General features: G+C 42.6%; 20 protein-coding genes. 14 read left to right on the forward strand and 6 right to left on the reverse strand.

Features of this window, described 5'->3' with window-relative positions:
* The first annotated feature begins 142 nt into the window (after positions 1–142).
* The 8 genes from JGK16_RS24710 (at position 143) to JGK16_RS24745 (ending at position 7,334) form a co-directional block, all read left to right on the forward strand.
* Positions 143–2,587, forward strand: coding sequence for an HAD-IC family P-type ATPase (locus JGK16_RS24710; protein WP_293193022.1), 2,445 nt, complete (start codon positions 143–145; stop codon positions 2,585–2,587).
* Between the two features lie 34 nt (positions 2,588–2,621).
* Complete coding sequence (locus JGK16_RS24715; RefSeq protein ID WP_293193019.1) at positions 2,622–2,795, forward strand: cation transporting ATPase C-terminal domain-containing protein; 174 nt, start codon at positions 2,622–2,624, stop codon at positions 2,793–2,795.
* Positions 2,796–3,244: 449 nt separating this feature from the next.
* On the forward strand, positions 3,245–3,667 hold the full coding sequence (locus tag JGK16_RS24720; protein ID WP_293186956.1) for a hypothetical protein: 423 nt from the start codon (positions 3,245–3,247) through the stop codon (positions 3,665–3,667).
* A 195-nt stretch (positions 3,668–3,862) separates the two neighbouring features.
* Complete coding sequence (locus JGK16_RS24725; protein WP_293186955.1) at positions 3,863–4,201, forward strand: hypothetical protein; 339 nt, start codon at positions 3,863–3,865, stop codon at positions 4,199–4,201.
* Between the two features lie 307 nt (positions 4,202–4,508).
* Entirely contained in the window at positions 4,509–5,048 is a 540-nt protein-coding gene (locus JGK16_RS24730; protein ID WP_293186954.1) for a general stress protein, read from the forward strand.
* 162 nt (positions 5,049–5,210) lie between these two features.
* Positions 5,211–5,585 carry a DUF5335 family protein gene (locus JGK16_RS24735; protein WP_293203461.1) on the forward strand — a complete coding sequence of 125 codons (375 nt, stop codon included), beginning with the start codon at positions 5,211–5,213 and terminating at the stop codon, positions 5,583–5,585.
* A 70-nt stretch (positions 5,586–5,655) separates the two neighbouring features.
* Entirely contained in the window at positions 5,656–6,474 is an 819-nt protein-coding gene (locus JGK16_RS24740; protein WP_293186952.1) for an NADP-dependent oxidoreductase, read from the forward strand.
* A gap of 65 nt (positions 6,475–6,539) precedes the next feature.
* Positions 6,540–7,334: an SDR family oxidoreductase gene (locus JGK16_RS24745; RefSeq protein ID WP_293186951.1), complete on the forward strand. Its 795-nt coding sequence runs from the start codon at positions 6,540–6,542 to the stop codon at positions 7,332–7,334.
* Between the two features lie 219 nt (positions 7,335–7,553).
* On the opposite strand, the gene JGK16_RS24750 is transcribed toward JGK16_RS24745, so the two are convergent.
* Together JGK16_RS24750 and JGK16_RS24755 are read right to left on the reverse strand one after the other, a co-directional pair.
* A complete protein-coding gene (locus tag JGK16_RS24750; protein WP_293193017.1) occupies positions 7,554–8,417 on the reverse strand; it encodes a hypothetical protein in 864 nt (287 codons plus the stop codon).
* Positions 8,414–10,009, reverse strand: a complete 1,596-nt coding sequence (locus JGK16_RS24755; protein ID WP_293193015.1) for an AAA family ATPase — start codon at positions 10,007–10,009, stop codon at positions 8,414–8,416. The genes JGK16_RS24750 and JGK16_RS24755 overlap by 4 nt, the downstream gene beginning before the upstream one ends.
* Before the next feature lie 498 nt (positions 10,010–10,507).
* On the opposite strand from JGK16_RS24755, the gene JGK16_RS24760 reads away from it, so the two are divergent.
* Together JGK16_RS24760 and JGK16_RS24765 are read left to right on the forward strand one after the other, a co-directional pair.
* Positions 10,508–11,932 carry an SbmA/BacA-like family transporter gene (locus JGK16_RS24760; RefSeq protein WP_293203462.1) on the forward strand — a complete coding sequence of 475 codons (1,425 nt, stop codon included), beginning with the start codon at positions 10,508–10,510 and terminating at the stop codon, positions 11,930–11,932.
* 36 nt (positions 11,933–11,968) lie between these two features.
* Positions 11,969–12,283: a hypothetical protein gene (locus JGK16_RS24765; protein WP_293193010.1), complete on the forward strand. Its 315-nt coding sequence runs from the start codon at positions 11,969–11,971 to the stop codon at positions 12,281–12,283.
* Positions 12,284–12,405: 122 nt separating this feature from the next.
* Here the strand turns inward: JGK16_RS24765 and JGK16_RS24770 are convergent, their stop codons facing one another.
* The 4 genes from JGK16_RS24770 to JGK16_RS24785 form a co-directional block, all read right to left on the reverse strand.
* Positions 12,406–14,229, reverse strand: a complete 1,824-nt coding sequence (locus JGK16_RS24770) for a tetratricopeptide repeat protein (RefSeq protein ID WP_293193007.1) — start codon at positions 14,227–14,229, stop codon at positions 12,406–12,408.
* A gap of 19 nt (positions 14,230–14,248) precedes the next feature.
* Complete coding sequence (locus tag JGK16_RS24775) at positions 14,249–18,217, reverse strand: TIR domain-containing protein (RefSeq protein ID WP_293193005.1); 3,969 nt, start codon at positions 18,215–18,217, stop codon at positions 14,249–14,251.
* A gap of 123 nt (positions 18,218–18,340) precedes the next feature.
* Positions 18,341–19,579 (reverse strand): caspase family protein, encoded by a 1,239-nt coding sequence (locus JGK16_RS24780; RefSeq protein WP_293193003.1) that lies wholly within the window; start codon positions 19,577–19,579, stop codon positions 18,341–18,343.
* Between the two features lie 468 nt (positions 19,580–20,047).
* Positions 20,048–20,164 carry a metal ABC transporter permease gene (locus JGK16_RS24785; RefSeq protein WP_293193001.1) on the reverse strand — a complete coding sequence of 39 codons (117 nt, stop codon included), beginning with the start codon at positions 20,162–20,164 and terminating at the stop codon, positions 20,048–20,050.
* Here JGK16_RS24785 and JGK16_RS24790 point away from each other — a divergent pair.
* The 4 genes from JGK16_RS24790 to mgtA all read left to right on the forward strand — a co-directional run bounded on the left by JGK16_RS24790 (position 20,163) and on the right by mgtA (position 25,089).
* Complete coding sequence (locus tag JGK16_RS24790; RefSeq protein WP_293192998.1) at positions 20,163–20,309, forward strand: hypothetical protein; 147 nt, start codon at positions 20,163–20,165, stop codon at positions 20,307–20,309. The two genes, JGK16_RS24785 and JGK16_RS24790, sit on opposite strands and share 2 nt — an antisense overlap.
* 212 nt (positions 20,310–20,521) lie before the next feature.
* Entirely contained in the window at positions 20,522–21,394 is an 873-nt protein-coding gene (locus JGK16_RS24795) for a hypothetical protein (protein WP_293192995.1), read from the forward strand.
* Positions 21,395–21,540: 146 nt separating this feature from the next.
* Positions 21,541–22,389, forward strand: coding sequence for a DUF6544 family protein (locus tag JGK16_RS24800; protein ID WP_293192993.1), 849 nt, complete (start codon positions 21,541–21,543; stop codon positions 22,387–22,389).
* Positions 22,390–22,572: 183 nt separating this feature from the next.
* Entirely contained in the window at positions 22,573–25,089 is a 2,517-nt protein-coding gene (gene mgtA / locus JGK16_RS24805) for a magnesium-translocating P-type ATPase (protein WP_293186942.1), read from the forward strand.
* Positions 25,090–25,511: the final 422 nt, after the last annotated feature.

Raw genomic sequence — 25,511 nt, forward strand, 5'->3', positions numbered from 1 at the left:
GCATCTTGCCTGTTGCTGACAATTAGGAACAGGCAAGATGCCTGTTCCACTAAAGAGTGAATTTCTTGTGGAACAGGCATCTTGCCTGTTGCTGACAATACTGAGATCGATCTATTTTTAATATTTCAGAGGAAACAGAAATATGGTTGCGACTTTCGATCCCAATACTGCGATCGGCTTATCTGAGCTAAATGCGATCGCCCGACTCAAAGACGACGGCTACAACGAACTCCCCTCAGCGCAATCGCGCAATCTTTTGTCGATCGCCTGGAACACCATTCAAGATCCGATTTTTCTCTTACTCGTCGGCGGTGGTATCATTTATTGGATTTTAGGCGACTTACAAGAAGCCCTAATTTTGCTAGGTTTCGTCTTTTTTATCACCGGAATTAGTCTCTACCAGGAAGGCAAAACCGAACACGCCCTAGAAGCCCTGCGCGATCTTTCCAGCCCTCGCGCCTTGGTGATTCGGGATGGGGAACGAAAACGGATTGCGGGGCGAGAAGTGGTTCGAGGCGATTTCTTGGTGCTCGCGGAGGGCGATCGCGTGTCTGCGGATGCGATCGTCCTATCTTGCTCAAATCTCTCAACCGATGAGTCGTTATTAACCGGGGAATCGCTACCGGTTCGCAAAGTTACCGCTGTGGGTAACGTGGAGATGGCGCGTCCCGGAGGCGATGAATTGCCGTTTGTGTATTCTGGCACATTGGTGGTTCAGGGACAGGGAATTGCTCAAGTTAAGGCGATCGGCGCTCAAACAGAAATGGGCAAGATTGGCAAGGCTTTGCAGAAAATCAAGCCAGAAACGACGCCTTTACAACAGGAAATGAATCGATTGGTTAGTCGTTTGTTTGGCATTGCTTTATCGCTTTGTGTGGCAATTGTTGTAATCTATGGATTCACTACAGGAGATTGGCTTAAAGGAGTGCTCGCCGGCATTACCTTAGCGATGGCAATTTTGCCGAATGAATTTCCGGTAGTTGTGACAATCTTCTTAGCCTTGGGAGCTTGGCGGATTTCTCAGAATCATGTCTTAGCACGTCGCGCCTCGGCCGTTGAAACCGTAGGTTCCGCAACTGTTTTGTGCGTGGATAAAACCGGGACATTGACTCAGAATCAGATGGCTGTGCAGCAGTTGTTAGCCTACAACCAGGCAGAAAACCCTCAGCCTTACGATTTGGGATTACATTCATCAGAAGCACTCCCAGAAGCAGTTCATCAATTAGTTGAGTTCTGTATTCTGGCAAGCCAAAGAGATCCATTCGATCCAATGGAAAAAGCATTTAAGCAATTGGGCGATTCCCTTCGGGATAGCTTCGCTTCACGCTATTTGGCGGATACCGAACATTTGCACGGCGATTGGAAACTGTTGCGAGAATATCCGCTGTCACCGCATCTATTGGCAATGTCTCACGTTTGGGAGTCAGCCGTTAGCGAAGCGTCGGCTATGCCGAATCGCAAATTGTATGAAGTTGCGGCAAAAGGAGCACCGGAGGCGATCGCGGATCTCTGCCATTTCACGCCCCAACAGCAGCAAATGATGGCAGCGCAAGTTAGTCAAATGGCAAGTCAAGGATTGCGGGTATTAGGTGTTGCCAAAGCCTCACTTGTTGGTGCGCCGCCGCCATTTTTGCCACCTCACCCGTCGCTGAATATCGATCGTTTACCGGAAAAACAACATGACTTTCCGTTTGAATTTATCGGATTAGTGGGACTGTCCGATCCAGTACGTCCAACCGTTAAGGCGGCGATTCAAGAATGTTATAGCGCTGGAATTCGAGTCGTAATGATTACCGGTGATTATCCAGAAACTGCTCAAAGTATTGCCCGTCAAGTTGAATTGATGCAGATGGGAGCCATTGTCACCGGATCAGAATTAGATGGCATGAGCGATGCTGAATTAGAGCAGCGGATTCAAAGTACAAATATCTTTGCACGAGCCGTTCCCGAACACAAGTTGCGGTTAGTTAATGCCCTAAAATCCAAAGGCGAAGTCGTTGCCATGACAGGGGATGGAGTGAATGATGCTCCTGCTCTCAAAGCTGCTCAAATCGGGATTGCGATGGGCGAGAGAGGCACGGATGTGGCTCGTGAATCTGCGGCTTTAGTGTTATTAGATGATGATTTTTCGTCGATCGTCCAAGCAGTCAAACTGGGGCGCAGAATTTTTGACAATCTCCGCAAAGCCATGTCATATCTGATTGCGATTCATATCCCGATCGCCGGAATGTCTTTGATTCCAGTATTGTTTAAGTTGCCGTTAGTATTGCTTCCGGTTCACGTGGCATTTTTACATTTAATTATCGATCCAGCTTGCTCGATCGTCTTAGAAGCCGAACCCGCAGAAGCAACGGTGATGCAGCGCCCTCCCCGCAACCCCAAAGAACCTTTATTTGGCAAGAAAACGCTCTCGTTGGCTGTGTTGCAAGGGGGCGGAATTTTGGCGATCGTGCTGGCGATTTTTGCGATCGCCCTATATCGCAGACAAGGCGAATTTGATGCCCGTGCGTTAACGTTTACGACGTTAATTTTGGCAAATTTAGGACTAATTTTGAGCTCCCGGTTCAACCTCGCACCTCAGCTTTAAAATACTGAAATCCCCAAATCCTGCGCTGTGGTGGGTGCTTGGTGGGGGACTGCTGTTCCTTGGGTTGGTGCTGTATGTCCCGTTTTTGCGTCATTTGTTTAGCTTTTCTCTGCTAAGTGCGATCGATCTTGCGATCTGCTTGGGCGGTGGATTGATTAGCTTGCTTTGGTTTGAACTGTTGAAACAAACTACAAAAGTCAGGCCATAGTCAGAGACGGGAAAACATTAGTTCTAGCAGCAAAGGTTGCTTGTGTAAAATTTAAAAATCAGGTATCAAATAATCAATCCACAGCCCGTATTTGGGAGAAATCAGGACACGGCAGTGCCGTTTCCCTACAATTATCTGGCGTAGGGAAACGGCACTGCCGTATCCTCGCTTGTCATTCCGGCGCAGCCGGAATTGACAACCGTTCTGATGCGCCAAAACACATCTCTATAGTGATAAATTAGCGATATATTTATTTTACAAAAACCTCAGATTTCCTTCACATTTTAAAGCTAGTATTGAAAATAATAACTCAGCAGCATCAAATCATTAAAGAGTTGTTTCAGTCTTTCACCAGTAGATGAGGTCACTAACAACAAAGACTTTTGTGGCCCAATGGCAATTGAATAACACTATCGACAAGTCCGATAAACTCAACTAGAGGAATCACCATGAGTACGACAATTGACAACTTCACCAAACAACTCCACGACAATTTAGAAGCGATTGAAGACCGGGCAAAATTGCTGAAGGAAAGCGTTCAATCTGCAACGAAAAATACTGAGGCTGAGCTGCAATCGAAACTCGACGAAATGAAGACAAATCTAGAAGCTAAGAAACAAGAATTTGATCGGTATCGGGCAAAGCTCCAAACTCAATTCGAGGAAACAGAATCTGAGGTGAAGTCGAACGTCGAGGAATGGAAGACGAGTCGCGAAGTCAAGAAACTCGAACATCGGGCGGATAAAGCTGAAGACTATGCGAATACAGCGATTTTATTCGCAATGGCGACGATGGAAGAAGCCGAAGCAGCTACCTTGAAAGCGATTTGCACGAGATTAGATGCCACAACTGCTGCGGGAACTACTAAGTAAGGAGGAGACGGCAATGCCGTTTCCCTACGCCGATTAATTGTAGGAAGAGGAGACGGCAATGCCGTTTCCCTACGCAGATTAATTGTAGGAAGAGATGGCAGTGCCGTTTCCCTACGCTGATTAATTGTAGGAAGAGGAGACGGCAGTGCCGTTTCCCTACGCTGATTAATTGTAGGAAGAGGAGACGGCAATGCCGTGTCCCTACGCAGATTAATTGTAGGAGGAGATGGCAGTGCCGTTTCTCTACGCCGATTAATTGTAGGAGGAGACGGCAGTGCCGTTTCCCTACGCCGATTAATTGTAGGAAGAGGAGACGGCAGTGCCGTTTCCCTACGCAGATTAATTGTAGGAAGAGGAGACGGCAATGCCGTTTCCCTACGCCGATTAATTGTAGGAGGAGATGGCAGTGCCGTTTCTCTACGCCGATTAATTGTAGGAAGAGGAGACGGCAGTGCCGTTTCCCTACGCAGATTAATTGTAGGGACACGGCACTGCCGTGTCCTGACTTTCGCTTTTCAAATGCGCCAAATTTGACCTAATCTAGAATAGATGCTTGTGAGCGGAATAATGGCAATTATTCCGCTGTTTTTGTTTGTCATAAAATCCTCTTAAAATATTCAAAAGGTATAGATTAGGCTTGAAAATTTGTGTGAATATTCAATCAAAAGGTAGAGATTATATTGGGAAATTCTTGTTAAAGTTTCAGTGAACGGCGAAAGAAACCAAAGCTGAGATTCAATCGAAACTCGACGAGGTGAAATCGAACGTTAAAAGATAAAAAGCAAATCAAAAATCAAAAATTTTGTCCGTCATGCGGACAAATAACAAAGGAAACAAACTCATGTCATACACACATACAATTGTTGGTCATTTCCCCTCCCATTCAGAAGCTGAAAGAGTTGTATTGGAGCTGCAAAAAAAAGGCTTCGATATGCAAAAGCTCTCGATAATTGGCAAAGACTACCACACAACTGAACACGTGCGCGGATTTCTCACCTGGAAAGATACAGCCAAAGCTGGAGCCGCAGGTGGTGGTTATTGGGGTAGCTTCGTCGGAGGTTTATTTGGCATTTTAGCCGGGGCTGGAGTGCTGTTTATTCCGGGAATGGCTCCTATAGTCGTTGCTGGCCCCATTGCGGGGGTGTTGGCGGGTTGGTTGGAAGGAACGGTTGTTGGTGGCGTTGGTACCGCTGCTGTAGGAGGATTGGCTGGTGCCTTGGGAGGCTTAGGAATCCCGAAGCATGAGGTGGTGAAGTATGACACTCAAATCCAAGCAGGCGAGTTTATTATCCTGGTGACAGGTAGCAATCACGATGTCAGTCAGGCGAAGCAAATGCTAGACAGAATTAGTCAGGAAATGAGTATGTCGATCGCAGTCTAAGGCTTTCAACTAACAACAATAGGGGAGTATTCCACTCCCAAGAGTCCGTCAGGTTGATGAGAGGGTCGGCACGGGGGCACGACCCTACAAAAACCTCGTTTTCCTGAGAATAAAACAGCCCTCTCATGCTCAATTGCTTTTTACTACTCTTTTACAGGAATCATGATGGTGAATAAAATGGAAATGACCAACAAGATTGAAATCAACAAATCTGTGCCCCGCGAGCGATGGGGTGAATTTTTCGATCAGTTTACCGATGGCAATCGCGGACGGCGTATTTCGATCGAAATCATCGGTTCAGAAGTCGGTGATGCAGAACTGATTAAGAATTCACCGCTTCATGCGATGGTTTACGATCGCCCTGGAAAAGGAGATGATTTGGTGATTGAAGTTGGTAAAGATGAGGTGACTTACGCTCACACGATCGATTCACCAACTGAAGTTTTAACGGGACAAAACTCACTCGGTGTGATGGTAGCGCTTCGGATTAGTGACGCTGCTGGGACACAAACATTGATCGAATTACAAGTTAGTTGAGCTGGTTGGATAATTCTGAGTTCAACAGGACTTACCCAAACAGTCAACTTTTACAGGTTAGGAGCAAATTATGACAGATATCATGAGCCGCGAAATTCACCTAGTCTCCCGCCCCAACGGGATGCCAACCGCAGCTAATTTTGCGATCGCCCAAACCGAAATAAAGCCACTTCAAGACGGACAAGTGCTCGTTCGCAATCGCTATATATCAGTCGATCCGTATATGCGCGGACGCATGAACGAGAGCAAATCCTATGTTCCGTCCTTCGAGTTAGGTAAAGTTCTACAAGGCGGCGCAGTCGGCGAAGTCATCGAATCGCGTGCCCCAGAATTCAAGCCTGGTGATGCCGTCACTTCCAACTTTGGCTGGCGGGAATACTTCACCGCAGCGCCCAAAGAGTTGCATCCTGTCAGCAGCGAAATTCAACCGCTATCGGTTTATCTCGGTGCGATCGGTATGACGGGGATGACGGCTTGGGCTGGATTGAATTTGGTAGATGTTAAAGCAGGCGATGTGATTTTTATTTCGGGTGCTGCGGGCGCGGTGGGAAGTGTGGCGGGACAACTGGCAAAATTGCGCGGATGTCAGGTTATCGGCTCAGCAGGTTCAGCGGAAAAAGTCAAGTTTCTGCTAGAAGAATGCGGATTCGATCGCGCTTTCAATTACAATTCTGGCCCAGTCCTCGAACAATTGAACCAAGCGGCACCGGACGGAATTGATGTTTATTTCGATAATGTAGGAGGCGAAACCCTTGAAGCGGCGCTTTCAGCCTTGCGCGTGCACGGCCGAATTATCGCTTGTGGCAGCATCTCTGGTTACAACAAGCCGCAGCCAGGCCCGAATAATCTGTTTAATATGATTGGCAAAATGGTGGTAAAGTTGGATTAGGGTGCGATCGATTAATTTAACCCAAGTTGTAGAGAATTGTTTGACGTTATTTGGTTTAAAAAAATATGGATCTCCAACTATCAGGCAAAGTTGCATTGGTTAGTGGTTCAACGGGTGGAATTGGACTGGCAATTGTTACCACACTTGCCGAAGAAGGAGCGACGGTCATTGTCAATGGCAGAACGCAAGATCGCGTAAATAATGCGATCGATCGCATTCAGCAAAGTGTGCCGAATGCCAAACTTCAAGGAATTGCTGCCGATTTGGGAACGCCAGCCGGAGTTGAATTGCTACTTCAAAAAGTACCAGAAGTCAATATTTTGGTGAATAACTTAGGAATTTATGGCTCCAAGGCCTTTGAAGATATCTCCGATGAAGAGTGGATGAACATTCTGGAAGTGAATGTGATGAGCGGTGTGCGGCTCTCGCGCCATTATTTGCCGCTGATGCTGAAGCAAGATTGGGGACGGATTATTTTCATCTCTAGTGAATCTGCTTTGAATATTCCCGCCGAAATGATTCATTATGGCGTGACTAAAACTGCACAATTGGCGTTGAGTCGCGGTTTGGCGGAAACAACCGTGGGCAGTCATGTAACTGTAAACACGGTATTGCCGGGGCCAACTCGCTCTGAAGGGGTGGAAGACTTTATCCAGGGATTATCGAAGGATCAAAATATTTCGATCGAACAAGTTGAGAAAGAGTTTTTTACTAAGATGCGTCCATCTTCCCTAATTCAGCGATTTGCTTCAACGTCTGAAGTTGCTGCGTTAGTTGCGTTTGTTGCCAGTCCCTTAGCTTCTGCGATTAATGGGGCTGCCCTACGAGTTGAGGGTGGAGTAGTGCGATCGATTGTGTAGCGAAGTTTTTACCTTGATGTGCTTGGAAAATCTCTCACTCCCTACATTTCCGAACAGAATGCTTTCGTTCAAACAAAAATAAGGAGCGTTACATTTCATTAACTCACCCTAAAGCGATCGCCATTCCTGTGAGTCGTGAGTTTTGGGCGATCGCCTCAACAATTATTAGTCTTTGTTATCGCCTAGAACCTATCAAAATTCAAAAACTAAGCCAACCATCTATAATTGAAAGCCACCATCACAATACCAATCACTTGCTACAAGAGCTTGGAACATAGCTGTTTGCCAAGAATTACTATGCAGACGAGAATAAGACTGGGCTTCTCTAGTTAAATGTTGTCTTATGCCATTTAGACCCGATAACTGATGTAAATTGACTAACAAATATCTCAGGCAAGCAAGTTGGTCGCCAGCTTCCACTGAATATCGTGAAGCCAACTTAAAGGCGTTAAAGTGCGACTGAACTCGTGTTTTAGATATATCATCCCAATGTTCTGGAGCTTTAACAAAAAAGCGAATAGTTGCAGGTATCGTTTGTATTACCTCCGCATAGAGCCATTGATCATCAATAAAGTTCTGATGATCAAAATAAGGATGTAGGCTTTGCCCTTCTGCTGTAGTCGCAATTGCCGTGCTTTTACCTGTATTACAATCTTTACAGGATGGTACTAAATTAAATGGGAGAACCGAGAATTGAGGATATTTAGCTTTAGGCAGGTAATGATCTAAAGTAGAAGCTTGACCAAAGCCACAAAATGGACATTTACCTAAAGGAGACTGTGATAACAACGAGTCATAGATCGCTCTTGCTGGTTTTGATCTTCCCACCATATGTGAGCTATAAACATCTTTCAGCTCCTTTTTAGTCACTGTGCCTAAAGCGTTTTTATTATCCTCGCAGTTATTTGCTGGAATGGAATAAAGCTGTTTAGCCTTTACTTTTTGCTTGTAATTGGTTGCTGCAACCACAATCTCGTTAGTTACCAGATTGAGGCGTGTGCGTAAATCGTCATCTGTAATGCTATTGATGCATTTTTGATATACTTCTTGAGGATCGTCATTTGGTGTAGCTAAAGCCCTCATTCGATAGCTCCCAATTGCGAATCTCTAATCATTATCATCGAACGTAAAATAGTTTTCCCCTCAAAACCAAGTTGATGCTGATATTCTTGTTCTACTTCTTCGTAGCTCTTACCTTCAGCGACAGAGTTATCCAATAAGTTGTGAAATCCAGATTTGGAAACTTCTAATCCGAAAACCTCTCGCGTTAAAATCCCCACATTTTCTGCAAATGTCTCACTTTCTGGTCTATCGACATTTGCAATGAGCCTAGTTCTTCGGAGGATCGAAACGCAAGATTTAGGCACTTCCTGTAACACTACTGGCGAATGAGTGGCGATTATTGCTACGCCATTACGATTAACCAGCAAATCAGATAACGCTCGTGTGAATGCTGATAATAATGGTGGATGAAGATGACTTTCAGGCTCATCAAGCAGAACTAAGGTTTTTTCTTCGACCGTTTCAACCAGTTTTGTAACGGTTAAAAGTACAATGGCGTGACCTGAACTCATTCGTTTGAAAAGTGCTGTTGCTTTTTCAGAAAACGTCTGTTGATTGTCGGATTGATCCGCCGCATATACGTTATTAAGGTCACACAAATCCATTTCAGCAAAATTAAAATCTGACTCTAACGTCTTAACCGCATTTATCCAACGGGCTTTCTTCGCTGTTAACGCAAAACATATTTTTAGACTGCTTGTAAAATCGCTACACAAATCATCTTTATTTTTCAGACCCAAAGTGTCCTGACCTTGTTGATCCAAGCGCTTTTTTAACCCTACATAGTAGTAGCGCATTCCAGCATTAGCATTAGGCTGATCATCGGGAGGAGTAAAAGGATCAAAAGCACTAAATGAAACAGAAACAACACCAGCAAAGTAATCATCATTGATTGTTGTAGTTCCATTCGATTGTGATGGAGTATAAAAACAGCCAGTTTCCTCTATCGCACCATTCTCAGGAAGAAGTGCATTAACCATATTATTCAGCAGGGTTGTTTTTCCTACTCCATTACGACCAATTAGTATATGGATATTAGAAGAAGGTTTAGTATTTGGCTTAACAGTAAACTCGACGCTTATTCCTGAATAACGAGCATTAGCCTCCTTCTCATAGGAGAAATTATATTCAGTGAGTTCGGCTTCATGGCGCAGAATTCTTCTGAACTGATTGTCAATGGACGTGCGGTTCACAAACCTAAGTAAAGAAGTCTGAAAAGCTCCTTTGTTTTCAGCAAGTTGAAGGCGATTAGAATCATGTACAACATCGCCGAGAGCAGTGAGAACATTAATAGCTATTTCTTGAGAAAGTTTTTCTACTACATTTTTGTAGTAATCAGCATCCTGACCAAGAGAATAAAAATTTTCGGGCAACACCTCAAATTGCTCTGGAATTTGTTCTTGAGTCCATCCCCCATCTTGACCAACAAAGCCTATTTTAATGTTACCGATAGTCTGCTCATTACCTTGCTCATCAAAGATTGTGAGGTTAAATAAGGTCTTATGACCGTAATCATCCCAATTATTGGGGCTTAGATAACCCGTGTTACGAGCCTGATCTGGAAAAACGTCTAAGCTTCTTCCTAGCTCTAGCTTTTGAAAGGTCAGTGCCATTATACGGTTCCTACTCAATTACATTGTAATTTTGGCGTTAACCATAAATTACTATAGATTTTAACTCTAATTCAAACGCGATCGCCTCAATTATATATCTGCTAAAGGCTTTACGGTATGCGATCGCTATTCCTGTGAGTCGTGAGTTCTAGGCGATTGCCTCAATTATCTATCTGCTAAAGGGTTTGCGGTGAGCGATCGCTATTCCTGTGAGTCGTGAGTTCTAGGCGATCGCTCAAACCCATTAAATTTATCCCAGTTTGGTTATTTATCCGCATTCTAATCACTATCTTGCTCTAAAAGATTGCTGGTGATGGAGCAATTTATGGAACGAGGGGCGATGTTCCGCTACTACTCCTTGCCGATCGCGCTGCCATCTTTCCTGGACACAGTTTGACACACCTGCTATTTTTCAAAGCCAAGATTTGGAAGTTTTGCGCTTTCAATCCTGTTTTCCTATTATATTAAATAGGTGAGCAATTTTGTATGAAAAAAGTAATGCAACGATTTAATCTAACTATACTCAAACAGTTCTGGTCGATCGCCAAATCATACTGGTCAAGCGACGAAAAATGGCGGGCGCGCGGCTTATTGCTATTAGTCATCCTGTTATCCTTTGGCTACACGGGACTGAGCGTGCTGCTCAACAACAAGCGAGGCGAGCTAATTTCGGCATTGTCTGCTCACGATGAAGCTAGATTTTGGCAAACAATTCTAATTTTTGCCGGGACATTAGTTATTTATGCACCATTATATGCAGGCTATGATTATTTGCGCGATCGCCTGGGCTTGGAGTGGCGGCGATGGCTGACTAACTATTTTGTCGATCGCTATTTCCAGAATCGGGCATTTTATCATCTAAATCATGCCGATGCTGACATTGATAACCCGGATCAGCGGATTGCTGAAGATGTCAAAAGTTTTACCCAAGAATCGTTAAAACTACTGCTAGTAGTTGTTGATTCTTTGTTAGCGGTGGCGGCATTTAGTGGGGTACTCTGGGGCATTTCTAAGCCATTAATCTTGTTTTTGGTGCTCTACGCGCTGGTTGGCACCTTGGCGACTGTTGGGGTATTTGGGAAGCCCTTGATGCGACTCAATTTTGGGCAGCTTAAAAAAGAGGCTGATTTTCGGTTTAGTTTAGTGCGGGTGCGAGAAAATGCGGAGGCGATCGCCTTTTATCAGGGAGAACCGCGTGAGTCAGCTCAAGTCAAAGGCAGATTTGCCGAAGCATTTGATAACTTCAAGCGCTTAATCTTTTGGGAGTTAAATCTCAATATCTTGACCAACGCCTATGAATTTATTCCCTTCATTCTGCCAGCAATTGTAGTCGCCCCCGGCATTTTTGCGGGTGATTTAGAAGTTGGTAAAGTTACCGAGGCGCAAGGAGCTTTTATTCGAGTCTTTTTCTCGCTCAATCTAATTGTGGCACGCTTTCAATCCCTCGCTACTTTTGGCGCGGGTGTCGAGCGTTTATACACCTTTTTAGAGTGTTTGGAAACCGATCGCTTAACTTCTCAGGAGTCTGAGGGCGTTGAGAAAACAAGTATCAAAACTGAAATTGCCGATCGACTGGCGATCGAGAATATGACTCTCCAAACACCGAATCGCCAACGGACTTTGGTCGAGTATCTATCTGTGAAACTCTCTACTGGTGAGGGTTTGCTGGTGAGAGGGCCTAGCGGGTGCGGGAAAAGTTCTTTGCTAAGGGCGATCGTTGGACTGTGGGATGCAGGAAGTGGCACAATTTCGCGGCCTACCCTGGATGAAATGTTGTTTTTGTCGCAGCGGCCTTACATGATTTTAGGGACGTTGCGAGATCAAATGCTGTATCCAAATATGGATTCGGAAGTTGAAGATTCGCAGCTCAGGCAAATTTTGATGCAGGTGAATTTACCTAACTTAGAGCAAATGTATGGATGATTTAATACTGAACAAAACTGGGCAGAGCTTCTATCTTTGGGAGAACAACAGCGCCTAATTTTCGCACGTCTGCTGCTAAATAAACCTAGCTACGCAATTTTAGATGAAGCTACTAGCGCCCTCGATCCTAGTAATGAAAAGCATTTATACCAACTGTTAGAAGCCTCTGGTATGACGTTTTTGAGCATTGGACATCGAGAAAGTTTGAGTAACTATCACCAGACTATTTTGGATTTGACTGCGGATAACACCTGGTCTTTGAAAGCTTCTGAAGCTCTACCTGTTTTGATTTCTAATAATCTTGTTGATGAAGGCAGAAAGATAGAAATGGAGGAGACGGCAGTGCCTTAGTCCCTACCCAGATTAATTGTAGGGAAACGGCATTGCCGTGTCCTCATTCTTGATTGCTGAGCCCCAAGTTCTGTTAGCAGGCCGCAAAGTGGCAGAGGGTTAGGCAAGTGAGATTAAATCAGCTAAGGCTTGTAAACTATTTGTTTAATCAATTCTTCAGCCTGTTTTTTGATCTTTGAATTGGGATAATTATTTAATAACTTTTGCAGTGCTTCCTCAGCAGCTTTTTGTGAATCATTACTTTCATTTCTAATCCTGATATACGCAATTGTATACAAGGCATCATCTGCCATAGAACTCTTGGGAAATTCTGTAACAAATTCTTCAAAGCTATTAACTGCAAGATTTTCCGAAGAAATTGTATTTTCTAAAAATGTCGGATATTCACGTCCCCACAAATAGTAGTAGTTCAGAGCAATAGAATATTTAGCTTTTTCAACAAGCTCAGACTTGGGATACTGTTTAATGAGCTGTTCAAATAACTCTATACTTCTCAAGTAATTAATTTGCGATTTATAATTCTCGTTGGTTTTCTTTATAAAGTCAGCAGTTACTGTTTTTGCATTATAAGTGATAATACCTTCCCATTTTGGAGGAACAAGATTGTAATGTGTGGTGCTTAAGCCTCGTTTCCACAGATAATTATATGCAGTAAATCCATCATCTATTTGATGCTCATCAATCCATAACTTAGCTTCCTCATACAAATTTTTATCACTAGGTTGTTGATTGCGAATTTTAGCCAATTTTTTTACTTGGTCTAATTGCTCTTTTACCTTAGTCAAAAAAGTCGATCCAACATATGCTTCTTCATTAAAAAAGTCTGCTTGAAGTGGATATTTACCATCTTGGTAATTTTTTAGAAAATCCTCAAGTTCAGATTCAGCAAGTGAATATTCATATTCCCGTATTAAATGAACTGCTCTACTATATTTAATATATCCAGTTAGAGGATGATTAGGGTGGTTAGTGAGAAATTTAGCTAGTAATTCGCTAGACATCAATAAATCCATAATCAGAAGAATTCTTTCTTTTGCCTCAGATATCAAAAGACCATCAGGCGCTTTAGATGAGTCGTAATAATATACTATTGCATTTCCATAATCTCCTTGTACCTCATAAGCACGCGCCAAACGATATAGTGAATCATTTGAACCAGGGTGTCCAGGATATTTTTTTACAAACTCTTTCAAATGAGCTATTTCTTTGCCAGGAATAAATGGCTGTCTAAAAACTGTACCTGCATCTGCATCTGCATCTGCATCTTCATCACCACCACCAAAATATTTACCCCCAGAAAATTTCACGTATTCTTTACAACCTTTGGTAAAAAGTGAATTTGGGTATTTATTAGCTAAAGCTAATTGCTCATAATATCCCAACGCAGATAAATTATAAAGTTTTTTATTGACAGCTTCTTCTAGTAAAATAATAAGTTCTTTTGACCAAGACCAATCTTGCCATTTTGGACTTTGAGAATCTCCTTCTACAAATACAAGTCCCTTTAAAGCTATGGGAGCTAGAGCTTTATCATTACTTTTAACAATATTTTGATATAAAGTTAAGAGTTTTGAAAAATTATTACTTTGTTTGAGATTAGATAAATTGTAAGATAAATTGCGATCCAGTATATTTAGTAGCTTCATCCTAATTTTTGGATTTTTACTGGAATTATAAATATCTATTATTTCGTCAATTTCATTTTCACTGCTTTGATAAGAATCGTATCTACTAATTTTCTGTAAATCCTCCACGCTGATTACTGGTTTTTTCATTATTACTTTTACTTCATTCCATTCAGGTGCTTTTATTGGAGAGCTATTATTTTGAGAGCTGTTGTTTTGAGAGCTGTTGTTTTGAGAGTTACTACTCGGATTACATCCTGTCAGCGCAACTGACAGACTGGTGGACAATAACAGCAAAGTGATGACAAGTTTGTTTTTCATGTTTAATCTCCAGAATTAGTTACTTACAATGTGGACGCTGATTTTGAGTAGATATTGATTGCTTATTGTTAAGATATGCAGACAATCGGCTCCAAAAATCTTGGTTGTTCAAGTCATAATCTTTTGTTTCCTTTTCATTAAAGCAACGACTAGCATTTTTCCAGGCAAGAGATAATAATTCCTTGCCACCTATCTTAAAAATTCTTGTTACTCCTTCGCTATCTACTGTTATCACTCGATTAGAATTATTGGGATCAAAACTACCATAAAATATCTTTTGATTATCTCCCTTGAGAATTAATGGATTATCTGGATTTCTTAAGTCCCATACACGAGCAGTACCATCGTCACCAACAGTTAGCACTCGATTAGAATTTTTAGGGTCAAAGCTACCGTATCTTACTACACCTTTGTGTCCAGCTAATTCCGTTATTACTTTATCCCTGGCAATATCCCAGACACGCACTACTGGATCACTTCCCATTGTTAAAATACGGTTAGAATCTTTTGGGTCAAAGCTGACGTGCCATAATTGGTCTTGGCTTACAGTCAATTCCTTTTCTGGTTTATTATGTCGCTTAAGATTCCAGATTCTGACTATTCTATCACCGCCAACTGTTGCTACACGATTTGAGTCCTTGGGGTCAAATTCGCCTTGGTTCATCGGACTGCTGGGTGGTGCTTTTAGCTCTTGCAACTTTCTAGGAGGGTTGCTACTCACATCCCAAACTGTTGCTATTGATGTAATATTGCTTACTGTTAGTATACGATTGGAATTATTTGGATCAAAAGTAATACTTTCTACTCTGCCATTAGCTATTAATGGAATTACAGATTTATCTGTTGTTAATTTTGCAATACCATCTCTGTTAACAGTTGCAATGCGATTTAGATTATTGGGGTCAATCCGAGCATCCTCCATAGAATCAAGTTTTTTTGGTAATATTTGGTTCTTTTTGAGGTTGTTAATATTCCAGTTAGTGAGAGTACCGTCTCTAGCGACAGTTAATAATATATTTGGTGCGTCGGGACGGAAAGACGCAGATACAATGCTAGAGCCTTGCTTACCTTTTCGATTAGATATCATTATAGATGATTTATCACTAATATCCCAGATCCGTGCTGTTTTATCTTCACTAGCTGTTAAGATTCGCTTGGGGTTTTTAGGATCAAAGCTTGCCCATCTAATTGGTGCTGTATGACCGTAAAGAGTGGAGATAGCACTAGATTTTTTAATATCCCATATTTTTACTTTCCCATCTGCACTAATTTTTAAGACCTGATTCGAGTCTACTGGATTGACAGCACCATAAAAACTAGAATTTTTATGCTCAAAAATATCCTGCCAAATAGTTGCTTGATCGCCTGTTAAAATTACAGGTTTATCAGATTTACTTGAATCCCATGTCCTTGTTATATCGTTATTGCTGATTATGACCCGATTAAAATTTTTAGAGTCAGAGATAACAGTCCAAACTTCCCCTTCACTTCCTTGTAAGCTGTTTAACATTTTAGGAGCTTGAGGATTACTGATATCCCATAATTTAGCGGCACGTTGGCTAACTGTTAAGACTTGATTAGAATTGTTGGGATTAATCCGGCCGTAGCTGATAGGTTGCGTGCTATCGCTAATAAGGACTATCGGTTTTTTAACATTATTAATATCCCAAATGCGGGCAGTACCATCGTTACTGACTGTTAATACTCGTTGAGGATTTTTTGCATCAAAGTTACCATAAGTAACACTCTTGGTATGTCCTTTTAACACTATAGGATTCTGACTAGGCTTGTCCAAATTCCAGATTTTTGCGGTGCTATCATCGCTAACCGTTAGCACTTGTTTTGAATTTATAGGATTAAATTCAGCATAAAGAACTTTGCCATCATGCTTTAGTTGTAATTGCTCGTGATTTTGCTGAAAAGCCTTCCATAAAGCCTGAGCAGCTTGAGGTGTTTCCTGAATTATATTGGCTTGTATCGCTAGTAAAACGCTGCGGGTAGTATCTACATTTAAGTTTGCTTCAGAAGCAGTGGCTAACTGAAGCGATTTAGTAGTTTTTTCTCTATATTCTGCTTGCCCTCGTTGAAATTCTGCTTGTCCTCGTTGATATTCTGCTGATACACCAAACCCAGAAACGATTAATACTACTGTTATTAGTCCTCCAAAAATACGCTGTCTGGTTGTTTGCTTTTGTTTTTCTGCTTTTTGAATAGCTAAGTCACTAACATTGATGAATTTCTGTAAGTCTTCACTCCAACCTAGCTCAGCAGCATCGCTACTAGATTGCCACTTTTTAGCTTCCAAAAGTTCTTCTGCATCCAATAAACCAGCTCTACGCTTAAGGCGTATCCATTCTGCTGCTTTAGACTCCAAACGTCGGCGTTCTTCCTCTGCTTGGCGCTGCTTGTCTACCCACCGTTTAAGGGTTGGCCAGCCGTTAATTAATGCATCGTGGGCAATATCCACTTTTCTATTGTCCCTTTTCTCCTGGTCACTTTCAGTAGCCACTTCCTTCTCGCCAGTGAGAGTAAGCAAACGATGCTTTACTAAGTGCTGTAACGTATTTTCAAATTCAGAAAAATTCTCACTAGCATTTCGTAAAGCATCAACAGGCTGTTGACGCCGCGTATCAATTCGTCCCTCACCAAACTGCACTAGGCGCACAAAGATGCGACGAGCAATTACTTGTTCTGATTGACTCAGTTGATTAAATGTTGCTTTGGCATGATAAGAAATTGCTGCCTGTAAGCCTTTAACTTTAGTAGTGTTATCATTGTCAGGAAAATCTAAACTTTTATAATCTTCTAATGTCAAATATGACTGTTTCTGTTTCTCCCATAACTGCACCAAAGTTTCCTGAACAAATGGCATAATCCCAGGTTCTCCTGCTGCTTCTGATACAAAGCACTCCAATAATTCTGGCTCTACAAACACCATAGGTTTAGATTTTTTCGCTGGCTCGGTAATTGCTTGTCGCAGCCCTTTTTCATCCAGAGGCTTGATATTTAATAAATGATTTTCAGCTATTTCCCATAGTGGTGATGCCATCAAATTGCCATAAAAATCAGCTCGAATAGTTATAATCACATAGCATTTAGGAATTTTAACTAAACCCAGCAATCCTTTCTGAAAATGTAATATATCATCTTTTGACTCAAGGGTAAATAATTCCTCAAATTGGTCTATAACTAACAAAAGGTGTTCTGCTTTGGGTTGGGTTTTTAACATCTGATCTACGACCCCATCAAGTTCAGCTAAGTCTGTATTTAAAGCCGTTCCCAAAATTTGTAATGGTACATTACTAGGGCGTACTTTACAAACCAGCCATTCACCTTTACCGAAAAGACCGCTCTTTTTAAGTTTTGGGATTAAGCCTGCAAAAATCAGTGAGGATTTCCCACTACCAGAGGCTCCAATAGCTGCTATAAACTGATAACTCCGTAGGCTTTGAATTAATTCTTCGATTAGTTGGTCACGTCCAAAGAACAGATGGCTATTGCCCTCGTCGAAAGGTCTAATCCCAGGATACGGACAAGGTGGCTTCGCTGGGGTATCAGACGAAGGTTCCTGTTGCAATAATTCGCGAAGAAGCTTTTCAATAGCTTCCTGCCGCTCTTGTACATTGGTCGCAAGTAGTGGTGTCAGAAAATTAAGTCTGAGTGGCAGCGTAACTTGTTCTAAGATTAGGGGAATAATTCGCGAAGTTCTAGTTTGCACCCCATGATCTTGATCCATCAAGTTGAAGAACCTGTTATAACCATTTTCTAAGTCTGCTAAGTAAGCACGGGAAATTACGAGTAAAGTGCGATCGCTGTGCTTAATAGCATTTTCAAATTCTTCTATCTTCGGTTTTCCAAGACCAAATGTTTCTTCCGAGTGGTAGTGTATATTAGCCTGTTTTAACTTTTCCAGTAAGTATCCTTTTACCCAATCACTGTCAGCATTAGCATAGGAGATAAACAGGTGATATTTTGTCGTTTTTATCATGTATATAATCTGGAGTATTGTTATTTACACACGCTATAAAATGCTCTTCTTTTAAATCCCCGACTTCGCCGAAGTTGTCGGGGATCTGGTATTCTGTTTTTTAGGTAGGCTTACTTACCTACATCAATCATTTCTTCTGGATACTGGCTGGTGCAGTTGATAAACTAATCGCTCTACCTCAGTTTTAAACTCATCTTCATCAGTCATGTCCAGCAAGGTGAGAGCGCGTAGCCCTAGTCTTGGTAAGCATGGCTCTCGCCTAACTGCTATTAAACGATACTTGCTCTCTTCTAGTCCTAAGTGCTGAGAGATCAAATTCTCAAACTCGGCGTAACTGCTGCTTAAGTAAGCAGGAGACAAAACCACAAGTGTATAGCGACTTTTCTCAATAGCGCGTTCAATATTAGTAATCATAGGTACACCTAACGGGAAGCGAGAATCAATGCAAACCCGTAATCCCTGTGATTCTAAATATGGTAACAAACCCTTACGAACCCAGGTTTTATCTGGTGTCTGACTATGATAGCTGATGAATACATCATACTCGTAAGCATCGTTGGGTGATACCGTGGAAAGTGGTGCTGGTACCTTGCCTCCCAAGTAAAGTGCCACGGGGAAGTTTTCTTCAACCTCAGCGATAAGGACAGGATGCTGACTGCTGCAATCTCTAGTCACCTTGGGTTGCATATAATTAAAAACGTCAAAAATACGGATTACACCACCTGCGCCAATAGCTCCCCCTCTAAAACCATCAAGCAAGTGTTGAGTAAACAGACTATTAGCTGCACCAGGGAGGATATAGGATTTTTCAGTGCTACGTGAAGATGCTAAAATAACTGTACCTTGTCCTTGTTTGAGGACATTATAATAGCTTTCCGGTAAACCAGCTTTGATAACAGGTGCATTGGCGTCTTTAAGTTGACTAATACCACCAGCATGACAACAGTCAAAAATTACTACTTTTTTCTTAGCCGGAATCGCCTGTAAAGCTTTGGTAAACTGAGTGCCAGAAATTGCTGTTTCAACGAATGATTCTTCTGAGGTATAGTCTATTTGTACTGGCAACAAATACTCGCCCATATGTTCACCAGATTCTATCTGCCCACCATGACTAGATATATATATGAAAATGGTAGAGTCTTGGTTGCAATCCTGAGCCAAATTAGTCAATGCCTGATGTAAGTTTTCCTTGGTTGCTTTATCATCTAGCAACAACTGCACATTTTCAGGCAAATAACCACAGTGCCCTGGGCTAATCAGCAAATTATAAATATCTTTAGCATCATTCAAAACACTTTCTGGAAGCTTATTGATTTTGTGGTAGTTTGCGATACCAACAACCAGAGCATGAGCATTATTCATCACGGGCATATGGCAATTACCTCTAAAATAACTTTTGCTTTTTTGTGTATTCGAGTACGCATTGCTCCCATCAGGAAAAATGCCAATGAATTTACCATACCGCTTTATAAGTGGCTAAGGCGTTACATAGAAACTGTCCCATATCTAACCAGCAGCATGGCAATTTTTTCATCTCCCACTTGAAAGATGGGGGCTTCCACGCTCTCGCTATGCTCTTGTGAACCCAGAGAGAGATCCCCTCCGTTGTAGTGAATGGCATTGGATATCTTGCGCCTCTAGCCCAAGCGACAGACGAGACACGCATCCCACAAAACCAGACAAATCATATTGGAAATGTGCAACGCCAGTTCAAAATAACGTGTGCCGCACTCCCTAGCACATACTAGATACGTGTGGTAATGACGATGCTACCGGATATCATACGATCGACTCCTACTCTATTCACCGATCGCCCCTGAATTCCGAACTCTAACCAACAAACCATGTTTTGGAGCAAATCATCGCCAACACAAACAACAGCGTTTGCAGCACCACAATACACCCGCCTGTGGAACCATCTATGTGATAGCTGATATCAGTTCCCATGACACTAGAAAAGACACCACTTGCGATCGTGATTGCTCAGGGAAAATCAACCCAAGCACAAACCACAATTCAAGCCCTACAAACAGAAATTAGCGCACTGCGAACAGAGATTCAAGCTTTATCACGACGAGATTTAAACCGTTGAATTGCTCAGAATTATATAAATTAAACCCTGCTTTCATAAAACCTATTCCTTAAGAACAGTACCTTCGCCAATTTTAAAGAGTAAGCTAGCATAATCTGCAAAAAATAAATAAATTATTGCTATTCTGCCTAAGCTTTCTTCACAGTTTCCTCAGCTTTGTTGAATATCATAAAATATAGTCCAGATTCTTTTTATTGATGAGGATAAACTTGATGAAATGGCAAGAATTAATTTTAGCTTTCCTAGCGACAATTTGCTTAATATTTGCAGGCAATGCCTTGGCGCAGACTGATATCAATATCAACAATACTAACCTGATTCGCTTTGGTGGAAACATCACCGTAGCAGAGAATCAAGTTGTCGAAAATGCCCATGCTTTTGGGGGAAGCGTTACTGTTTCTTCTAATGCCAGAGTTTTGGATACTGCTATGGCTTTTGGCGGGGATGTCATCCTGAAAAAAGGAGCGCGGGTAGAGGGTGATGCTTACTCTTTTGGCGGCAAAATCGTGCAGGAACCGGGTGCGATTATTACTGGTGAACGCGCTACATTTAGCGATCGACATGGCATGATGTACGGCTCTAATCGCGGCAGAAGTAGCTTCTTCGGTCAGTATTTCTTCAGTGCCCTTTTTAGAACTTGTTCCGCCGTAGTAGCAGCTATTCTCGGACTACTTATTTTGCATAGCAGCCCACAATTCCTGCCGAATTTGGCGACACAATTACATCAACGCCCCGGTTTGACTGCTCTATGGGGCATCGGGGCGACTGTTTCCTTTGTTTTTGCCACGGTGTTTCTAGCGATTACGCTGATTGGGATTCCACTGATTCCACTCCTGAGTCTGACGGCGGTGATCGCGTCTTTAGTCGGATCGTTAGGTGTGGCGCTGTTTGTGGGTCAACGTGTGGTTGGTAAGGGCGATCGATCTTTGCAGCAGCAGTTTTTGGTGGGTTTGGCGATCGTGACTGTTCTGACACTCATTCCGTTTTTCGGAGGGTTAGTAGTTTCCCTAGTCAATCTCTTCGGCTTAGGTGCGATCTTGCTGTGGCAATTTGGTAGAGAAAAACCTCAAATAGCGACTGAGTGAGTAGGGCGGCATAAATGCTGATTATTCGTTTTGAGTTTCGGGATTGCAGAAGATTTCGGATTACTCGTCGCAGGAACGATCGGAATAGTTTCGCTACAATCATCACAATCTATCAAATTCTAAATCAACAAACATAGGTAAGTATCATGTGGATTAAGTGGATTGGAATTATTGGTATTTTAATCGCTGTCAGCTTGGGAATTGCAACTATTTACGGCAAATATCGGTGGCAGTCAGATACTGATAAATTACGAGCAAAATTAATCAATGGACAACGGACAATTAAGTCCCAAATCTATGACCAAAAAGAGATCGAAGGCTTGCCAGAACCCGTGCAGCGATTCTTTCAGACAGTAATTAAGGACGGACAAGCGATCGCCTCTGCGGTCAAACTCTCTCAGCAGGGACTGTTCAATCTGAGTGAAACTGAAGATAAGTGGAGTCCGTTTACAGCCACTCAATTTGTGACGACTCAACGTCCGGGTTTTGATTGGGATGCACGCATCCAGATGGCACCAGGAGTTAATGCCTTTGTTCATGATACCTATTTGTTAGGAGAAGGCAGTTTACACGCATCATTACTCGGTCTTTTTACCGTTGCAAATATGCACGGTGCGCCTGAAAACAATCAAGGTGAATTATTGCGGTTCTTGGCTGAGACTCCTTGGTATCCGACTGCACTATTGCCCAGTCAAGGTGTGCGCTGGGAGGCGATTAATGACACCTCCGCCCGCGCTACTTTGACGGATGGTGCAACCACTGTCTCTGTCGTATTTCAGTTTAATGCTGAAGGTGCGATCGCCACTATGCGGGCTGAGGCTCGTTATCGCGACAAGCTAACTGCGATGCCTTGGTGCGGGAGATTTGGGGAATATTCAGTTCGCAATGGGATGCTGATTCCTTTAGAAGGCGAGGTGGGATGGGAATATCCAGAAGGCATTCGGCTCTATTTTAAAGGAAGAATTACAGAGATTGAGTATGAGTTTGCATCGTGAGGGATGGCAAATTTAAAACGGGTGCATCTGGTGCTTTTCAAATATATTCGTAGGGGCGGTGCGAACAGTCTCTGAAGGGGTTTGGCGTTAAGTTGACACCAATGACCACTGCCGTGTCCATACACCTGAAATTAGGGCTGTCAAAGCTATAGTAAAACCTTTAAACAAATCAGGTATAAAATCATGAATCCACAGTCCATATTTTGGAGCTTGTCCACGGAGCAGGTGCTTCAGCAGACGCACTCTACAGCCACAGGATTAAGCCGTGCTGATGCAAAACAACGCCTAAGCCAGTACGGCGCAAACAGCCTCAAACAAACACACAAATCGAGCGCATTCGTGCTGTTGCTCAATCAGTTCAAGAGTCCGATTATCGTGATTCTGATTTTCGCGGCAGTGCTCTCGATTTTTCTGAAAGATGCGCTAGATGCCATCATCATTTTGGCGATCGTCCTAATCAGCGGACTATTAGGATTTTGGCAAGAGCGAGGAGCATCGAACGCCGTCGAAAAATTATTAGCCTTAGTGCAAGTTAAAGCAACTGTGTTGAGGGATAATCAATCTCAAGAAATCCCCAATGAAGAAGTAGTTCCCGGCGATATTGTGGTGCTTTGTGCAGGTAAAAATATTCCCGGCGACTGTCTAGTTTTAGAGTCAAAAGATTTATCGGTGAATGAAGCAGCACTCACAGGAGAAACCTATCCGGTTGACAAATTTAATGGTGTATTGCCCGCTGAAACTGGACTAAATCAACGCACCAATTCCCTTTATATGGGAGCCAATGTGATTAGTGGAACGGGGAAAGCAGTAGTTGTTCATACTGGAAAAGAAACTGAATTCGGCAAAGTATCGGAACGCCTGAAACTGAGGCCTCCCGAAACAGAATTTGAACATGGGCTGAGCAAATTCGGCTACTTTTTGATGGAAGTAACGCTAGTTTTGGTCGCTCTAATTTTTGCAGCCAACGTCTACCTGCATCGCCCTGTGCTCGAATCTTTTATGTTTTCTCTGGCGTTGGCTGTGGGTTTGACCCCTCAATTGCTACCTGCGATCGTCAGTGTTAACCTGGCGCGCGGTGCCCAGACAATGGCGAAAAAGCGGGTGATTGTGAAGCGCTTACCCGCGATCGAGAATTTTGGCAGTATGAATGTGTTTTGCACCGATAAGACGGGTACGCTGACGGAAGGAGAGGTGAAAATTCACTCTGCGGTTGATGTGGAGGGGGAAAATAGCGATCGGGTTTTACTTTACGCTTATTTGAATGCCGCATCTGAGTCTGGTTATGTGAATCCGATCGACAAAGCGATTCGCGAATACAAAACATTCGACATTTCGGGCTATCAAAAGCTCGATGAAGTTCCCTATGACTTTAACCGCAAACGTCTCAGCATTCTGTTCAAAAAAGACAGCACGCATTTGATTATTACCAAAGGTGCACTGAAAAATATTTTGGATGTTTGCTCAACCGTTGAAACTGCTGAATGGAAAACGATCGACATTGCGGATCGGCGACAAAAACTCCACCAACAAGCGGAAGATTTGGGCAGTAAAGGATTCAGAGCCTTGGGTGTGGCTTATCGGGATTGTGAGCAAGATTCCTTCACCAAAGATGATGAAACAAACATGACATTTCTGGGCTACCTTGCGCTCTTCGATCCGCCAAAACCTGGCATCGCTGATACTCTAAAAGAGTTGCAATTACTGGGAATCACTCCGAAAATGATTACTGGAGATAGCAAGGCAGTTGCTATCAGTATTATTCAGCAGGTAGGACTGCCTGAATCAAAAGCTTTGACTGGATCTGATCTAGAAAAAATCAGTGATGAAGCCTTGATGCACCTAGTACAAAATACCAATGTTTTCGCTGAGGTAGAACCAAATCAAAAAGAGCGGATTATCATCGCCCTTAAAAAAGCGGGGAATGTCGTAGGCTATCTGGGAGATGGCATTAACGATGCTTCTGCGCTTCATGCTGCCGATGTTGGTATCTCAGTCGAAAGTGCCGTGGATGTTGCCAAGGAAGCTGCTGACATTGTGTTGATGGAAAAGGATTTGAATGTCTTAATCGAAGGTGTTAAGGAAGGACGGATTACATTTGCTAACACTTTAAAATATGTATTCATGGCAACTAGCGCTAATTTTGGTAATATGTTTAGTATGGCGGGAATTTCCCTGTTTCTGCCTTTTTTGCCGCTCTTACCTAGTCAAATTTTGCTAACGAATTTATTAACTGATTTCCCGGAATTGACGATCGCAACCGATCGCGTAGACAAGGAGTTAGTCAACAAACCGCGCCGGATGGATATCAAGTTTATCCGCAACTTCATGATTGTGTTTGGTTTGCTGAGCTCAATCTTTGATTACCTGACATTTGGGGCGCTGCTGTTGCTGCTACACGCTCAACCACAACAGTTTAGAACAGGCTGGTTTTTGGAGTCTGTCATCTCTGCTTCGATGGTTGTGCTGGTCGTTCGTACTCGAAAATCTATTTTCGACAGTAAACCCGGAAAATACTTGTTGATGGCGACGCTGGCTACCGTAGGAGTGACGATCGTCATTCCCTGGACACCTTTGGGAAGGCTGCTGGGGTTTCAACCGTTGCCGTTGGGTTTCGTGCTGGTGTTGGGTGCGATCGTCCTGTTGTACGTTACGGTGGCTGAGAATGTGAAACGAGTGTTTTATCAACGAGTGAAATTTTAGTCGTTAAGGCGCAACACTTAGGAATAAAAAATCAATAACTTGATGAATCGTCAGATATAATTAAAAATAGGGATAGCTTACTTATTTGACCAAAACAGAGTTCAAATTGCAACTTTTTGTAGCGAAATGTGGTATATGTTTTTAGACAAAAATTAGGTTTAAATTAGGAAGTGCGATCGCTCATAACTCAGTAATGACCCAAGAATGGCAAAATACCTTGATTCAATCGCGTAAGGGCGATCGTACTTTCAACAGTTCTGAATACAGAAACCCAGTTGCTTAAAATAATACAATACGCTTGGGTTAAGACAGAGTCCCCTAAGCCGTTACATAAATCCTACCCAAAGTTACTCAAGATTGGACAATATTGGACTTTGAGCTTCGTTTACTTCCTGCTTCATCCTGGTAGTGTCGGCACTCAC

The organism is Microcoleus sp. PH2017_09_SFU_O_A, assembly GCF_020738625.1.
Taxonomy (GTDB): domain Bacteria; phylum Cyanobacteriota; class Cyanobacteriia; order Cyanobacteriales; family Microcoleaceae; genus Microcoleus.